At 46.6% G+C, this 14,182-nt stretch carries 15 protein-coding genes; 9 read left to right on the top strand and 6 right to left on the bottom strand.

The window, feature by feature from the left end; genetic code table 11:
* Positions 1-55: 55 nt before the first annotated feature.
* From ACXABW_RS00295 to ACXABW_RS00280, 4 genes are read right to left on the bottom strand one after another with little or no spacing between them, the layout of a single operon-like run.
* Entirely contained in the window at positions 56-637 is a 582-nt protein-coding gene (locus tag ACXABW_RS00295) for a topoisomerase DNA-binding C4 zinc finger domain-containing protein (RefSeq protein WP_457523428.1), read from the bottom strand.
* Between the two features lie 15 nt (positions 638-652).
* Positions 653-1,129 (bottom strand): DUF494 family protein, encoded by a 477-nt coding sequence (locus tag ACXABW_RS00290; protein WP_279348551.1) that lies wholly within the window; start codon positions 1,127-1,129, stop codon positions 653-655.
* A gap of 2 nt (positions 1,130-1,131) precedes the next feature.
* Entirely contained in the window at positions 1,132-2,277 is a 1,146-nt protein-coding gene (gene dprA / locus ACXABW_RS00285) for a DNA-processing protein DprA (RefSeq protein WP_457523427.1), read from the bottom strand.
* Positions 2,277-3,383, bottom strand: a complete 1,107-nt coding sequence (locus tag ACXABW_RS00280; protein ID WP_457523425.1) for a LysM peptidoglycan-binding domain-containing protein — start codon at positions 3,381-3,383, stop codon at positions 2,277-2,279. The genes dprA and ACXABW_RS00280 overlap by 1 nt, the downstream gene beginning before the upstream one ends.
* Positions 3,384-3,511: 128 nt before the next feature.
* Between ACXABW_RS00280 and def the strand changes: the two genes are divergently transcribed.
* The 6 genes from def (at position 3,512) to ACXABW_RS00250 (ending at position 9,912) form a co-directional block, all read left to right on the top strand.
* Complete coding sequence (def, locus tag ACXABW_RS00275) at positions 3,512-4,033, top strand: peptide deformylase (RefSeq protein WP_252028932.1); 522 nt, start codon at positions 3,512-3,514, stop codon at positions 4,031-4,033.
* Positions 4,034-4,082: 49 nt separating this feature from the next.
* Positions 4,083-5,030 (top strand): methionyl-tRNA formyltransferase, encoded by a 948-nt coding sequence (gene fmt / locus ACXABW_RS00270; RefSeq protein ID WP_252028931.1) that lies wholly within the window; start codon positions 4,083-4,085, stop codon positions 5,028-5,030.
* Between the two features lie 64 nt (positions 5,031-5,094).
* Complete coding sequence (rsmB, locus tag ACXABW_RS00265) at positions 5,095-6,375, top strand: 16S rRNA (cytosine(967)-C(5))-methyltransferase RsmB (protein WP_457523424.1); 1,281 nt, start codon at positions 5,095-5,097, stop codon at positions 6,373-6,375.
* Positions 6,376-6,483: 108 nt separating this feature from the next.
* Positions 6,484-7,860, top strand: coding sequence for a Trk system potassium transporter TrkA (gene trkA, locus ACXABW_RS00260; RefSeq protein WP_265687087.1), 1,377 nt, complete (start codon positions 6,484-6,486; stop codon positions 7,858-7,860).
* 31 nt (positions 7,861-7,891) lie between these two features.
* On the top strand, positions 7,892-9,337 hold the full coding sequence (locus ACXABW_RS00255) for a TrkH family potassium uptake protein (protein WP_252028928.1): 1,446 nt from the start codon (positions 7,892-7,894) through the stop codon (positions 9,335-9,337).
* 14 nt (positions 9,338-9,351) lie between these two features.
* Positions 9,352-9,912: a DUF3157 family protein gene (locus ACXABW_RS00250; protein ID WP_252028927.1), complete on the top strand. Its 561-nt coding sequence runs from the start codon at positions 9,352-9,354 to the stop codon at positions 9,910-9,912.
* Between the two features lies 1 nt (position 9,913).
* On the opposite strand, the gene trhA is transcribed toward ACXABW_RS00250, so the two are convergent.
* Positions 9,914-10,579 carry a PAQR family membrane homeostasis protein TrhA gene (gene trhA / locus ACXABW_RS00245; protein ID WP_457523422.1) on the bottom strand — a complete coding sequence of 222 codons (666 nt, stop codon included), beginning with the start codon at positions 10,577-10,579 and terminating at the stop codon, positions 9,914-9,916.
* Positions 10,580-10,671: 92 nt separating this feature from the next.
* The gene (locus ACXABW_RS00240; RefSeq protein WP_457523420.1) at positions 10,672-11,472 is read right to left on the bottom strand and encodes a sporulation protein; all 801 of its coding nucleotides are present in this window, start codon (positions 11,470-11,472) and stop codon (positions 10,672-10,674) included.
* Between the two features lie 342 nt (positions 11,473-11,814).
* Here ACXABW_RS00240 and ACXABW_RS00235 point away from each other — a divergent pair, with 342 nt between their 5' ends.
* The 3 genes from ACXABW_RS00235 to ccoG all read left to right on the top strand — a co-directional run bounded on the left by ACXABW_RS00235 (position 11,815) and on the right by ccoG (position 14,061).
* On the top strand, positions 11,815-11,982 hold the full coding sequence (locus ACXABW_RS00235; RefSeq protein WP_252028924.1) for a hypothetical protein: 168 nt from the start codon (positions 11,815-11,817) through the stop codon (positions 11,980-11,982).
* A gap of 97 nt (positions 11,983-12,079) precedes the next feature.
* Entirely contained in the window at positions 12,080-12,346 is a 267-nt protein-coding gene (locus ACXABW_RS00230; protein WP_457523419.1) for a YihD family protein, read from the top strand.
* Between the two features lie 296 nt (positions 12,347-12,642).
* The gene (gene ccoG / locus ACXABW_RS00225; protein ID WP_252028922.1) at positions 12,643-14,061 is read left to right on the top strand and encodes a cytochrome c oxidase accessory protein CcoG; all 1,419 of its coding nucleotides are present in this window, start codon (positions 12,643-12,645) and stop codon (positions 14,059-14,061) included.
* Positions 14,062-14,182 lie beyond the last annotated feature (121 nt).

The following is a 14,182-nucleotide window of genomic DNA, read 5'->3' as shown; positions in this document are numbered from 1 at the left end:
AACTAAACACCAATCGAAAAAGGCGCCCATGGCGCCTTTTCTTTATATACCCATGTTATTTTTCCAGAGCACTTTGAGTGTGATGACACTTTCGATCTGCACATTGATACTTAGTGCCACTGGCGAGTTTCTTCTCAATAAGTAGGCCAAAGCCACACTTCTCACACAGGCCTTCAATAGGAGGCTGGTTCACGGCAAACTTACACTTCGGATAGTTATCACACGCATAAAATAATTTGCCAAAGCGCGTTTTTCTCTCGACCAAATGCCCTTTATGGCACTCAGGACAAGCATGCTTAGGTTGTTCTTTCTCGGGAGCCTGATCCAGCGATTCTATGTGATGACAATGCGGGTAGTTGCTACAACCAATAAACATACCATAGCGGCCTTGGCGTAATACCAATTCATGTTCACATTCAGGACACGCCACACCTAACGGCTTAATGATATGCCCGTCATTTTGATGTAGCGGCTTGATGTAGTCGCAGTTAGGGTAACGGTTACAACCTAAAAATGGGCCATGTTTACCATGGCGAAGCTGCAACTCACCGCCTTCATCACCACATTGTGGGCATGACTCATGTTCTAAAGCATGTTCATGAGCTGAAAACAGCTGATGGTCAATCTTACTGCTCATCGTACTCTTACTTGATTAGTGCAAAATACCTTGCTCTTTGGTGTACAACAGCTCTTCCATTAGCGTGTAGGCATTTTCATTTCCAGGTACATTAAACAGCACCATAAGAATGATCCACTTTAAATCATCCAGCTCAAACTCACTGGTTTCTAGTCCCATAACTCGGTCAATCACCATTTCGCGCGTCTCGGTGGTTAACACCTTGATCTGCTCAAGAAACAGCAGGAAACCTCGACTTTCTAAATCGATCCGTTCCATTTCTTTATGGGTGTAAATGCGAGTTGAAGTCGCTGCACTGGTTGAAATAGCAGAGTGCTCATCGCTTTGCTGCAATGCTGCCAACTCTTCTAACCAGTTTAGGGCTTTATAGATATCTTTCTCGTGAAAACCAGCTCGAAGCAGTTCATCTTCTAGCTCATCTTGATCCACTTGTAACTCTGCATCGCTATGGATGTAGGTTTCGAACAAATACATCAGTATGTCCATCATCATAGCTAGCCCCTCCCCTTACGAATATAGCCACCGGAAACTGCAACAACATGCCCTGAAAGCTCAAGCTCTAAGAGCTGCATCATGACTTCATGCACAGGTATATTGGTCCTGCTTGCGAGAATATCAACTGGTGTAGCCTCTATTCCTACGTTAGCTAACAGTTGCGGAAATGGCAATTCTTCATTGTGATTGAATTCTTTACCATTTTCTCTTGGCTGCTCAGATTTATCATTGAAAAGATCTGGCTGACTGCTCGCCCTATTATCAATAGACCAGTTTACCAAAGTATCAATTTCATCTAAAACGTCCTGCTCACTTTGTACTAAACACGCCCCGTTTTTAATCAAAAGGTTGCCCCCTCGGCTAGTCGGGGAATGAATTGAGCCTGGAATTGCAAAAACATCTCGCCCTTGCTCGGCAGCATAACGCGCTGTGATGAGTGAACCGCTTTTTTCTGCAGCCTCGACCACTAAGACGCCAACAGACAAACCACTAATAATGCGATTTCGGCGAGGAAAGTGCTCCGGCCTAGGTTTAGTATCTGGGCGAAACTCTGAGACCAAGGCACCACTTTCAACCACTCGACTAGCCAGCTTCCTATGTCTTGCTGGGTAAATTTGCTCTAGACCAGAACCTAATACCGCAATCGTCTTTCCCCCGGCTCGCAACGCTCCATCATGTGCATGACCATCTACACCTAACGCTAAGCCACTCGTTACTACTAGGCCGTGCTTAGTAAAAGCGCTCGCATATTCTTTCGCAATCTGAAGCCCTTGCAAACTCGCATTGCGGCTACCGATCATCGCCAGTTGCGGTTCAGACAAGCAACTGGCCTCTCCTTTAACAAATAAAACAGGAGGCGCTGAGGCTATTTCTTTCAGAAGAGGGGGATAGATGGGATCAAATGAAGTAAGGATCGTGTGATTGTCTTGCTCTGCCCAAGTTAGGCTTAGTTCCGCTTGACGCTGTGCTTCTCCGTGAAGGTATCGAATCTGTTCAGTAGTCAGCCCAATCGCTTGCAGTGAAGGGGAATCTCGCTTAATCAAATTCGGTGCAGAATCGATCGACATTAAGCGAGCAAGAGCCTTAGCCCCCAATTTAGGTGTAAAGCTCAATGCTAACCAAGCAAATAACGATTGAGAGCACATTAAGTTTGATTGTCTTTTGGTGATTCACTTAGGGAAGTTTGGCTAGACTCGGGAGAGAGAGCAGTAACGTTTTTATCGATTGGGGCTTTGCTGTCGGTGATCAGCGCAAGGCTAAAGAACGGATATGGGCGAATGACCATCAAGCTACCTACAGGGGTATCTGGAAGCTGTAACTCTCCGGCCCCACGTTCCTCTTGATAACTGAATTCGTTCCCCTGCTTGAACACTTTAGAGCCTTGCTGATAAAGCTCAAACATGCTGCCCTGACGGAGTTTATCTTGTGTGCCTTTATCAATAACCACAATCTGGTTTTGCCCAACATACTCTACCCCTTCTAGCGCACCGAGTATCGTCGCTTGGCTATTGGGCGGAGAAGGCTGAGGATAAAAGGTGGTCGAAAGCCCAAGCGTTTCGATACCAGTTTCTGGCAAAGCAAGATCATTAACCAATATCTCCTGCTGCTGATTGGTCACTGTGAGGCCGGTAAATTCAGGCTCAGCATTAAGCAGGGTTGCCGACGCGATTCTCTTTAGCGCTACCATCACTTTGTCATCACGCTTAAATTCAGCAGCAACTCGATAAATCCCCCACTTCTGTTGCGTTTGATACCCACTGATAAACAAACTGTCTTCTGAGGTTAAGTACTTTCGGCCATTACTGGCACCAAGGACCTTTTCGCTTGTGGCTAACACTTCCATATCGACCAAACGGTCAGATTTTAAATAAGGCAGCACCAAGCCTTCAGGCACGGTTGGCAGAGCTTGTTTGTCTAAAACACGAACTTTCGGGCTAAGCTTGACCATCGGTTTAAGGCTAAGTACGGGCTGGCCATCACGCCATATTAAAGTCAATTTGTCGCCTGGATAAATCAAATGAGGGTTATCTATCTCTGGGTTGATTTGCCATAGCCTAGGCCACAACCAAGGGCTATCGAGATACAGTGCCGAAATGTCCCATAAGGTATCGCCTTTTACGACAGTGTAGCTTTTCGGCGCATCGTGCTTAACGGTCAGTTCAGAGTTACTTGGCTTAGCATGCGCGCCATTTGAAACAAGCACAAAGGTAGAGATAAGTGTTGGTATGAGATAGTGGAAAAGTCGCGACATGACCTGAATTCCTTGGTCGTAAATATCGATTAATAACGCTGCGATGCTGTCATTTGGGTTACAAAATGTCTAGAATTGAGCCAACAAGGTTTATGCTGCTTCGGCACAGTTCAATTTTTCGAGTGTATATGTCTGTATTACAAGTATTAACATTCCCAGATGATCGTCTTCGCACTGTCGCAAAGCCAGTTGCTGAAGTGACTCCTGAGATCCAAAAGTTCGTTGATGACATGATTGAAACCATGTACGACGAAGAAGGTATTGGTCTTGCGGCAACGCAAGTTGATTTCCACCAGCGTATTGTTGTGATCGATATTTCAGAGACTCGTGATGAGCCAATGGTGCTTATTAACCCTGAAATCATCGAAAAACGTGGAGAAGATGGCATTGAAGAAGGTTGCCTCTCAGTCCCTGGTGCTCGAGCACTTGTTGCGCGCGCAGCAGAAGTAACGGTTAAAGCGCTTGACCGTGACGGTAAAGAATTCACGTTTGATGCTGATGACCTACTTGCTATTTGTGTGCAGCACGAACTTGATCACTTAGAAGGCAAACTGTTTGTAGACTACCTTTCGCCTCTAAAGCGCAAGCGCATCCAAGATAAGCTTGCCAAGATCAAACGCTTCAACGATAAGCAAGCGAACAAGGCGTAACGCCACGCGGCCTTTTGTAGCCGTATTAGAATTTAGAAGGAAACCTCTCTTGAGCCAGTCATTACGAATTGTCTTTGCAGGTACTCCGGATTTCGCCGCCCGTCACTTGGCGGCGTTGTTGTCTTCGGAGCATGAAGTTATTGCGGTATATACTCAGCCAGACCGCCCTGCCGGCCGTGGTAAAAAGCTAACCGCCAGCCCAGTTAAAAACATCGCACTTGAGCATGATATTCCGGTTTACCAACCAGAGAATTTTAAGTCAGATGAAGCAAAGCAACAGCTTGCAGACCTCAATGCTGATTTAATGGTGGTGGTGGCGTATGGCTTACTACTGCCACAAGCTGTGCTTGATACGCCAAAACTAGGGTGTATCAATGTCCATGGCTCTATTCTGCCACGCTGGCGTGGTGCTGCGCCAATTCAACGTTCAATCTGGGCGGGTGACACTGAAACAGGCGTGACCATCATGCAAATGGACATCGGCCTAGATACAGGTGACATGCTTAAAATCGCTACGTTACCGATTGAAGACACAGACACTAGTGCCTCTATGTACGAGAAACTGGCAGACCTCGGCCCTGAAGCGCTGATTGACTGCCTTGCAGATATCGCAAGTGGCAACGCTACTGCAGAGAAGCAAGATGACGAGCTAGCAAACTACGCGAAAAAACTAAGTAAAGATGAAGCTCGCATCAATTGGGCTGATGAAGCACAGCACATTGAACGCTGCGTTCGCGCTTTTAACCCTTGGCCGATGAGCCACTTTATTGCGGCTGAAAACAGCATCAAAGTATGGCAAAGCCGTGTCGCAGAGCAAAGCACTGACAAACCTGCCGGCACTATTGTTCAAGCGGATAAAACGGGTATCTATGTCGCAACAGGCAACGGCGTATTAGTCCTAGAGCAGCTACAAGTACCAGGCAAGAAAGCCATGGCTGTGCAAGATATTCTTAACTCACGAGCCAATTGGTTCGAAGTTGGCTCACAGCTGAGCTAACACTTATTTTTAGATAGTACATTTCGGAGGCAGAGATGCCTCCACCGACTTTAAGGTATTCACCATGAATGTTCGCGCTGCGGCAGCTAACGTCCTTTTCCAAGTGGTCGACAAAGGCCAATCTCTTTCTCACGCCTTACCGGCAGCTCAAAAAACCATTAGACCAAGAGACCATGCTCTTCTACAAGAGATCTGCTATGGCGCGTTGCGTTACTTACCACGCCTTGAGTCAATCGCGAATGAGCTGATGGAAAACCCATTAAAAGGCAAAAAGCGCGTTTTTCACCATCTCATCTTGGTCGGTATTTACCAATTGAGCTTCATGCGAATTCCTTCTCATGCCGCTGTCGCGGAAACCGTTGAAGGAACAAAAACGCTACGCGGCCCTAGCCTGCGTGGTTTGATCAATGCGGTATTGCGTAACTACCTACGTAATCAAGAAGAGCTCGACGAAATCGCCGTCAGCCACAACGCAGGCAAGTACGGCCACCCAAGCTGGATCTTAAAAATGCTGCAGGAAGCATATCCAGAACAATGGGAAAGTCTGATTGAAGCGAATAATAGCAAGGCGCCGATGTGGTTACGCGTCAACCGCCAGCACCATACCCGTGACGAGTACATAGAACTACTCAAAGACGCTGACATTGAACATAGTGTTCACTCTCAAGCAGAAGACGCGATTAAACTGGCCTCTCCATGTGACGTTACGCTTCTGCCTGGCTTTGAAAAAGGATGGGTATCGGTGCAAGATGCAGCGGCGCAGCTATCAGTGGACTACCTACAACCTCAAGAAGGCGAACTGATTCTTGATTGCTGTGCAGCGCCAGGCGGAAAAACCGCACACATTCTCGAGCACACCAATGATACCGAAGTGGTCGCCATTGATAGCGACCCTACTCGTTTGAACCGTGTTCATGACAACCTAGAGCGCCTGCGACTCAAAGCTGACGTAATTTGCGGTGACGCACGTTACCCGCAAGAGTGGTGGCAAGGTGACCAGTTTGATCGTATTTTGCTAGACGCACCTTGCTCTGCAACTGGGGTAATACGCCGTCACCCAGATATTAAGTGGCTTCGCCGCGCTGATGATATTGACGCACTTGCTCAGCTGCAAAGTGAGATTTTGGATGCGATGTGGCAACAGCTCAAACCTGGTGGGACATTAGTCTACGCGACATGCTCTATCACTCCACAAGAAAACAGCCTGCAGGTTAAAGCCTTCTTAGAGCGCACTCAAAACGCGACTCTAATTGGCTCTGACACAGACAACCCAGGCCGCCAAATTCTTCCGGGTGAAGAAGATATGGACGGTTTCTATTACGCAGTGCTGACAAAACACGCATAGATTAGGCGCAGTATAGGCGGCGATTGTATAAGCCGCCTTGATTGGTTTTGGTTGGCATGCGCCAATCAATCAGGTCATTTGGCTAAGTGGTAACAAAGAGAACTCAGTATGAAAATCATCATTCTTGGTGCAGGTCAGGTCGGTGGTACGCTGGCAGAAAACCTTGTCGGTGAAAACAACGATATTACTATCGTCGACAAGAACAGCGATCGTCTTCGTGAACTGCAAGATAAATATGATTTACGTGTTGTAAATGGCTACGCAAGCCACCCAGATGTGCTGCGTGAGGCCGGTGCACAAGACGCCGACATGTTAGTTGCCGTCACCAACATGGATGAAACCAACATGGCAGCTTGTCAGGTTGCGTTCTCTTTGTTTAATACCCCAAACCGTATCGCTCGAATCCGATCTCCAGAGTACTTGGCGGAAAAAGAAGCGCTGTTTAAATCCGGTGCGATCCCTGTCGATCACCTGATTGCACCAGAAGAACTAGTAACGAGCTACATTGAGCGTCTAATCCAGTACCCAGGCGCACTGCAAGTGGTCAGTTTCGCCGAGCAGAAAGTTAGCCTTGTCGCTGTAAAAGCCTATTATGGTGGGCCGTTAGTCGGTAATGCGTTATCAGCCCTACGTGAGCACATGCCTCACATCGATACTCGTGTTGCAGCTATCTTCCGTCAAGGTCGCCCTATCCGGCCACAGGGAACTACCATTATCGAAGCCGATGATGAAGTGTTCTTTGTTGCCGCGAGTAACCACATTCGCTCTGTCATGAGTGAACTGCAGCGTTTAGAAAAGCCATACCGCCGTATCATGATAGTCGGCGGTGGTAACATTGGTGCTAGTTTGGCCAAACGCCTAGAACAGAGCTATAGCGTTAAGCTAATTGAACGCAGTTACCAACGCGCCGAAAAACTTTCCGAAGAGCTTGAGAATACCATCGTCTTTTGTGGTGATGCCGCCGATCAAGAGCTGCTCACTGAAGAGAACATCGACCAAGTCGATGTGTTTATCGCTCTCACCAATGAAGATGAAACCAACATCATGTCGGCTATGCTAGCCAAGCGTATGGGTGCCAAAAAAGCCATGGTGCTGATCCAGCGTGGCGCCTATGTCGACCTAGTTCAAGGCGGTGTCATTGATGTTGCTATCTCACCACAACAAGCAACAATCTCTGCACTACTCACTCACGTACGTCGAGCAGACATCGTTAACGTATCGTCTTTACGTCGCGGCGCGGCAGAAGCCATCGAAGCGGTCGCTCACGGTGACGAAACCACCTCTAAAGTGGTTGGCAGAGCCATTGGTGACATTAAGCTACCACCAGGTACCACTATTGGTGCCATTGTACGCGGCGAAGAAGTGCTGATCGCCCACGACCGAACCATCATTGAACAAGACGACCACGTAGTGATGTTCTTAGTCGATAAAAAATACGTGCCTGATGTTGAAGCACTGTTCCAACCGAGTCCTTTCTTCCTATAGAGAAGTAGGCAACGCGAGTTAAGTTGGCATTATGGTCAATCTACGCCCCGTTCTATTTGTTATAGGGTTAGTGCTATCCAAACTAGCCCTATTTATGTACGTCCCAACCTTAGTGGCGTTCGTATCTGGTACCGATGGTTTTCTTGAATTTGGCCAAGCGGTGCTGATCACTCACCTTGCAGCTTTTGCCTGCCTAAGCTTAGGGCGCACTGATAAATTCCGCCTTAGCGTACGTGATATGTTCTTGATCACCAGCTTAGTGTGGACGATTGCCAGTGCTTTTGCTGCTTTGCCATTTGTGTTCATCAATCACATCAGCTTCACCGACGCTTACTTTGAAACCATGTCCGGTATCACCACGACGGGCTCTACGGTATTAAGTGGGCTCGATAATATGGCACCAAGCATTTTGTTGTGGCGCTCCATCTTACAATGGCTTGGTGGCGTAGGATTCATCGTTATGGCGGTTGCGGTGCTGCCGATGCTCAATGTGGGTGGTATGAAGCTGTTCCAAACCGAGTCATCAGACTGGTCCGACAAAAGCAGCCCACGAGCCAAAACCGTCGCGAAGAACATCGTCGTCGTGTACTTGGTGTTAACGGGGCTATGTTTACTGGGGTACCTACTCACTGGTATGAGCCTGTTCGAAGCGATCAACCACTCTTTCACCACCTTGTCTACCGGCGGCTATTCCACCTCCGATAGCTCAATGAATCACTTCTCTAAAGGCGCTCACTGGGTGGGCACACTATTTATGTTCTTAGGTGGTTTACCTTTCTTGTTGTTTGTCACCGCACTACGTAAGAAAAAACCAGCGGCACTGTATAACGATGCCCAAGTTAGAGGCTTCACTTACCTGTTCTTAGGTTCGAGTATTGTCGTTGCGTTGTGGCTGAATATTCGTGATGGTTACCCGATACTCGATGCGCTGCGTGTCTCTATGTTTAATATCGTATCCGTCGTGACAACCACTGGTTTTGGTTTAGAAGATTTCACCGCTTGGGGCGCCTTACCTACCACGCTATTTGCCTTCCTTATGATGGCAGGAGCTTGTTCAGGCTCAACCTCAGGTGGAATTAAGGTATTCCGCTTCCAAATAGCCATGACGCTTCTACATAAGCAGATGATGAAGCTCATCCACCCTTCAGGTGTGTTTGTCCAGCGCTACAATCAAAGGCCTGTGAATGATGACATCGTTCGCTCTGTTGTAGCATTTGGCTTGATGTTCTTTATCACCATCATTTTTATTGCTGGCTGCTTAAGTGCGATGGGCCTTGATCCAATTACCAGCATTTCGGGTTCAATTACAGCGGTAGCAAACGTCGGCCCAGGTATGGGCAGCGTCATCGGTCCAACCGGTAACTTTGCTCCACTACCAGATGCCGCTAAGTGGTTGCTGAGCTTGGGTATGCTAATGGGACGATTAGAAATATTGACGCTATTAGTGCTCTTCTTCCCTGCATTCTGGCGCCGTTAACAAGGAAAATACTTATGAAAAATGGAATCGCATTTGCTTGCCTACTGGCAACATCGTCAACCTACGCCGCAGAACAAGTAACGCTAGAAGATGGCAGACAAGTACAACTTAACGACGACTTCACCTGGCAGTATGTACCTGAACCGGCAACTGACCAATCTGAAGTAAAACAAGCCGTTGAACCAGCGGTCGTGGCAATCCCAGTCGTCACTCAAAAAGTAGGTACGTTAGTTACTGTCGGTAGCAAAAAACCAACCATGCAGTTATCTGATTCTGGAGTTGACGTTCTATTAGGCTCAGCTCAATATCAAGATGGCGAGTTAGTTATTCCAACCTCACTCACTAACCAGAGCTCTCAATCAGTGATACTTGTTACGGTCGATATCACAGTGTCTGATACTACCGGCAAAGTGTTGTTCAGCGAGAGTGTCGACATTTGGAAGTCAATAAAGCGCATGGCAGACACCTACTTACGCCCTCAACAAGCAGAGCAAGGTAAAACCATCCAACTCGATCTGGATGAACACAAACAATACCAAGTGTCAGCGCATATCAGCCAAGTCAGCACCCGCTAAACTAAGAGACAGCAGGCACCGGGTGAACGTAGAGGTAGATAGCAAAGAAGTGGCATGCGCATCCCGCTAATACGAATAGATGCCAAATGGCGTGATTGTAGGGAATGCGCTTAGCAACGTAGAAAATCACGCCTAATGAGTAAATGATTCCACCGGCAGCCAGCAAGACCAATCCCCCCACATCTAAGTTGATCGCCAATTGATAGATCACCACTAAGGACAGCCACCCCATCGCAAGATAGGTAAACAATGAAAAACGTTTAAAGCGGTACACAAACGCCAATTTCATGATGATTCCGACTAACGCGATACCCCAAATGACAGCCATCAAACCAATCGCAAGTGGTGTTCTCAAACTCACCAACAAAAATGGGGTATAGCTGCCCGCAATTAATAAATAAATCGCGCAATGATCGAGGGTTTTGAGCCAACGTTTTGCTCTTTGGTAAGGGATAGAGTGGTAGAGGGTTGAAGCGAGAAACAGCAAGATCATACTGCCGCCATAAATGCTCATGCTCGCGATGGTCATAGTATCTGCATGATATTCATTGGCTTTTAGCAACAGAAACACCAAACCAACAATGCCAAATACCATTCCAAGGCCATGGGTCACCGCATTGGCGATCTCTTCTTTTAAACCATAACTGGCTTGAGTGGATTGCGTCATAGTGCACCTGTTCGAGCTAGAGTATTTATTCCAACAAGCGCAGTATGACACATTAAGCGTACAGGTGTAAGCTCAAATACATTAAGTTTTGGTTAAGAAGTACTCTCCAGATACTCGAGCACCTGCTGGCCCGCTTCCTCCGCCGGAGTATGCAATGGAATATCCAACTGCCTTTTGAGCTGGCCGGTACCGAGGAAAGTTGCCAACAACCCTTTAGCGCCGCTGCGATTACGATCTATCTCAAACCATAGCTTAAGTACTTCGTCGGTACGGTAAGCAACAACTTCCAACTCACGCCAACGACCATGATACGGGCCTGTGGTTGGCACAAACTCAAATTCCTGTACAAACGGTAAATCAAATCCTTTTACCGCTTCACATTCCACTTGCCTGATACGCAAACCTTGCTCTTCGAGGGCAGTGAAAATGCCATCCATCAATGGGTCAGGTCGAACCGTGAGAATATCTTTGTCTGTAGGGTCTATGGCCATTGAAATGTCGAGCCCAGTTTCGAGCCAAACTTTGGCGTCTCCAACCGTGATCGGAGTATTCCAAGGCACATCTAAACTAATACTGAAGTCGCGGGTCTCCCCTGCTTTGATAGTAAACGCATAAGGTAAGCTCCACTTAGCCAATGTATAGCTTTGATTCACCTTACGCATTCGCTCACCAGGACGATGTTGCCCCCTATCGCGATCGACAGGAACCTCTTCAACATAGCGGCAGCAAAGCTTTAAGTCGATGTTGTCGATATCTTGATCACTGGAGCCACCATATACATGGATGGTGACGTCAACGCTTTGACCTGGGTACAGCACTTCTTGCTGTAGAACGGAATCAACCTGTGCAGAGCCAATACCAAAACTCGCGAGGGTTTTCTTAAAAAACGACATACACACCTCCTTGGTAGACAGCCATAGTAATCCTGAAGTCACTATGAACTCAATTACCCTACTCACACAATTTTATACCCAGAGCGCACACTACGCTGCTTTTCATACCTTTCTCATAATGAATTAAAACCATTAATATTTTGTGTATTTATTGTTCATCTATCGATCAATTTATCAGATGGTGATAATCTACTTTGTGATATGCATGCATATCATTATTCCTGCTCAATTATTTGGATTGGCGAAAGCCAGAAGAGCCACCCTTCAGATTGTTGAAGCTCAACTCATAGTTGAACAGGCCATTACATTGGCAATGGATATGCCTGACAGTTAGGTAAATTAATGCGCCCAACAGCAGTCAGGTTCTCGCACACTAATCGTAGTGCGATGCGCCGTCGCAGTGGTTTTGTTACTGCACCGGTTGCAAAAAAAATCGCTCCTGCGATGACTCTTGTAGAGAAAACAGCTCTTATGGCTGAAGCTCCTGCAAAAGTTGTCAAAGCAGCCTAATTAAAAAGCGCAGTATCACTGCGCTTTTTTCTTACCTTCATTTCTGCAATTTGATACCTTTACCAACAAATCATTATAAATATTGTGGAGAAAGTCCGTGAAGTGTCACCGTATTGAAGAGCTACTTGAGCTACTTGAGCCAGAATGGCAAAAAGACCAAGATTTAAACCTACTTCAGTTCATCATCAAACTGAGCCAAGAAGCTGGCTATGAAGGCAAATTGGAAGATCTCACTGACGATGTGCTGATCTACCATCTTAAAATGCGTAACAGCGAAAAAGATGAAATGATTCCGGGTCTTAAAAAAGACCAAGAAGACGATTTTAAAACCGCAATCTTGCGTGCTCGTGGCTTGATCGACTAAGCCACTCAGAATACTAAAGCGACGTCATGTCGCTTTTTTTATACCTACACATCATGAAAGCCTGAACTGTTAGGCTATTTATTTATAAAACTGTACTGATCTTTGTTGTTAAAGGTTGATAACGTTAAAGAAATAAAAATGTTATTGCGTATATAATCGCCGTCCATAAGAATCTTCTAAAGTATTAGAGAGGCCTTATCAACTCTTGTATCAACAGCGTTGATAAAATCTCTTTGAGCAATGTCATAGAGCACAATCAAAGAAATTGTGCCGTTAAGCCTAAAAAGGAAAACTTCATGAGTCAGGATAAGATCGATATCAAAGATGTGACTCCTAAAACCTTTAACCCCAAAACCCATAAAGGAAATGACGATCGCTTTAACCCAAGCAATCGTATTTACGTTCGGGAAAGTAAAGGTACATTCCAGAAACTGCGCCGGTATGGTGGCTGGTTTCTGCTGCTGTTATTTGCCTTAATCCCTTGGATTCCTTACGGTGAACGACAAGCTATCTTGCTCGACATCGGCAATCAGCAGTTTAATTTCTTTGGTACAACCCTCTACCCGCAAGATCTCACTTTGCTAGCGCTGCTATTCATGATCGCCGCGTTCGGCTTGTTTTTCCTCACAACCTTTTTAGGCCGGGTGTGGTGTGGTTATTTATGCCCGCAAACGGTCTGGACTTTCATGTATATCTGGTTTGAAGAAAAACTAGAGGGAGCAGCAAACAAACGTCGTAAACAAGACTCTGGCAAAATGACCGCTAACCTCGCAATGCGAAAAACCGCGAAGCACCTCGCGTGGTGGGCCATTGCGCTTGCAACCGGCATGACCTTTGTTGGGTACTTTGTTCCAGTTCGAGAGCTCGTGATTGACTTCTTCACCTTTAACACCAGTTTCTGGGTGGCGTTTTGGGTACTGTTCTTTGCTGGTTGTACCTACGCAAACGCAGGCTGGATGCGCTCAATTGTCTGTGTCCACATGTGCCCATATGCTCGTTTCCAATCAGCCATGTTCGATAAAGACACCTTTATCGTTGGCTATGATGCCAAGCGTGGTGAAAGCCGAGGCCCTCGCTCGCGTAAAGCCGATCCGAAAGCACTCGGTTTAGGTGACTGTATCGACTGTGATTTGTGTGTTCAGGTATGTCCAACAGGTATCGATATCCGTGACGGCCTACAATATGAGTGTATTAACTGCGGTGCATGTATTGATGCTTGTAACAAAACCATGGATCGCATGGGCTATGAGAAAGGCTTAATCAACTACACCACAGAACACCGTTTATCTGGCCACAATACCAAAGTCATGCGCCCGAAATTGCTGGGTTATGGTGCGGTTTTACTATTAATGATTGGCTTGTTCTTTGTCCAGATTGTCAGCGTTGACCCCGCAGGCCTCAGCGTTATCCGTGACCGCAATCAATTGTTTAGAACCAACAGTTCCGGTGAGATCGAAAACACCTACACGCTGAAAGTGATCAATAAAACCCAGCAGGTACAGGAATATCGCTTGGATGTGAAAGGCTTCAGTGATGTGTCTTGGTATGGTCGACAAACCGTCACCGTACAGCCGGGTGAAGTGGTGAACTTACCAATGAGTTTAGGTGCTAACCCTGATGAACTCAGTTCGCCAGTGACAACCATTCAATTTGTCCTTTCCGACAGTGAAGATTTCTCTATCGAAGTAGAGAGCCGTTTTATCAAAAAGCTCTAGTTTTCACTAATACCTTCCTAAAGGCTCAGCAATGAGCCTTTTTATTTTCTAGCAACAACATAAGCTCACTGTGATTAGGCTCGAACGGCAAAACTGTGTAATCATATAAGCAATTACTCAC

The sequence above is a fragment of the Vibrio paucivorans genome (assembly GCF_054053395.1).
Note: the sequence above shows the minus strand (reverse complement) of the source record. Positions and strands in the feature narration are given on the sequence as shown.

What these genes read in the sequence shown, in the direction of transcription:
- ACXABW_RS00295 (WP_457523428.1), bottom strand. Translation starts at nt 637, where the DNA reads ATGAGCAGTAAGATTGACCATCAGCTGTTTTCAGCTCATGAACATGCT.
- ACXABW_RS00290 (WP_279348551.1), bottom strand. Translation starts at nt 1,129, where the DNA reads ATGATGATGGACATACTGATGTATTTGTTCGAAACCTACATCCATAGC.
- dprA (WP_457523427.1), bottom strand. Translation starts at nt 2,277, where the DNA reads ATGTGCTCTCAATCGTTATTTGCTTGGTTAGCATTGAGCTTTACACCT.
- ACXABW_RS00280 (WP_457523425.1), bottom strand. Translation starts at nt 3,383, where the DNA reads ATGTCGCGACTTTTCCACTATCTCATACCAACACTTATCTCTACCTTT.
- def (WP_252028932.1), top strand. Translation starts at nt 3,512, where the DNA reads ATGTCTGTATTACAAGTATTAACATTCCCAGATGATCGTCTTCGCACT.
- rsmB (WP_457523424.1), top strand. Translation starts at nt 5,095, where the DNA reads ATGAATGTTCGCGCTGCGGCAGCTAACGTCCTTTTCCAAGTGGTCGAC.
- trkA (WP_265687087.1), top strand. Translation starts at nt 6,484, where the DNA reads ATGAAAATCATCATTCTTGGTGCAGGTCAGGTCGGTGGTACGCTGGCA.
- ACXABW_RS00255 (WP_252028928.1), top strand. Translation starts at nt 7,892, where the DNA reads ATGGTCAATCTACGCCCCGTTCTATTTGTTATAGGGTTAGTGCTATCC.
- ACXABW_RS00250 (WP_252028927.1), top strand. Translation starts at nt 9,352, where the DNA reads ATGAAAAATGGAATCGCATTTGCTTGCCTACTGGCAACATCGTCAACC.
- trhA (WP_457523422.1), bottom strand. Translation starts at nt 10,579, where the DNA reads ATGACGCAATCCACTCAAGCCAGTTATGGTTTAAAAGAAGAGATCGCC.
- ACXABW_RS00240 (WP_457523420.1), bottom strand. Translation starts at nt 11,472, where the DNA reads ATGTCGTTTTTTAAGAAAACCCTCGCGAGTTTTGGTATTGGCTCTGCA.
- ACXABW_RS00235 (WP_252028924.1), top strand. Translation starts at nt 11,815, where the DNA reads ATGCGCCCAACAGCAGTCAGGTTCTCGCACACTAATCGTAGTGCGATG.
- ccoG (WP_252028922.1), top strand. Translation starts at nt 12,643, where the DNA reads ATGAGTCAGGATAAGATCGATATCAAAGATGTGACTCCTAAAACCTTT.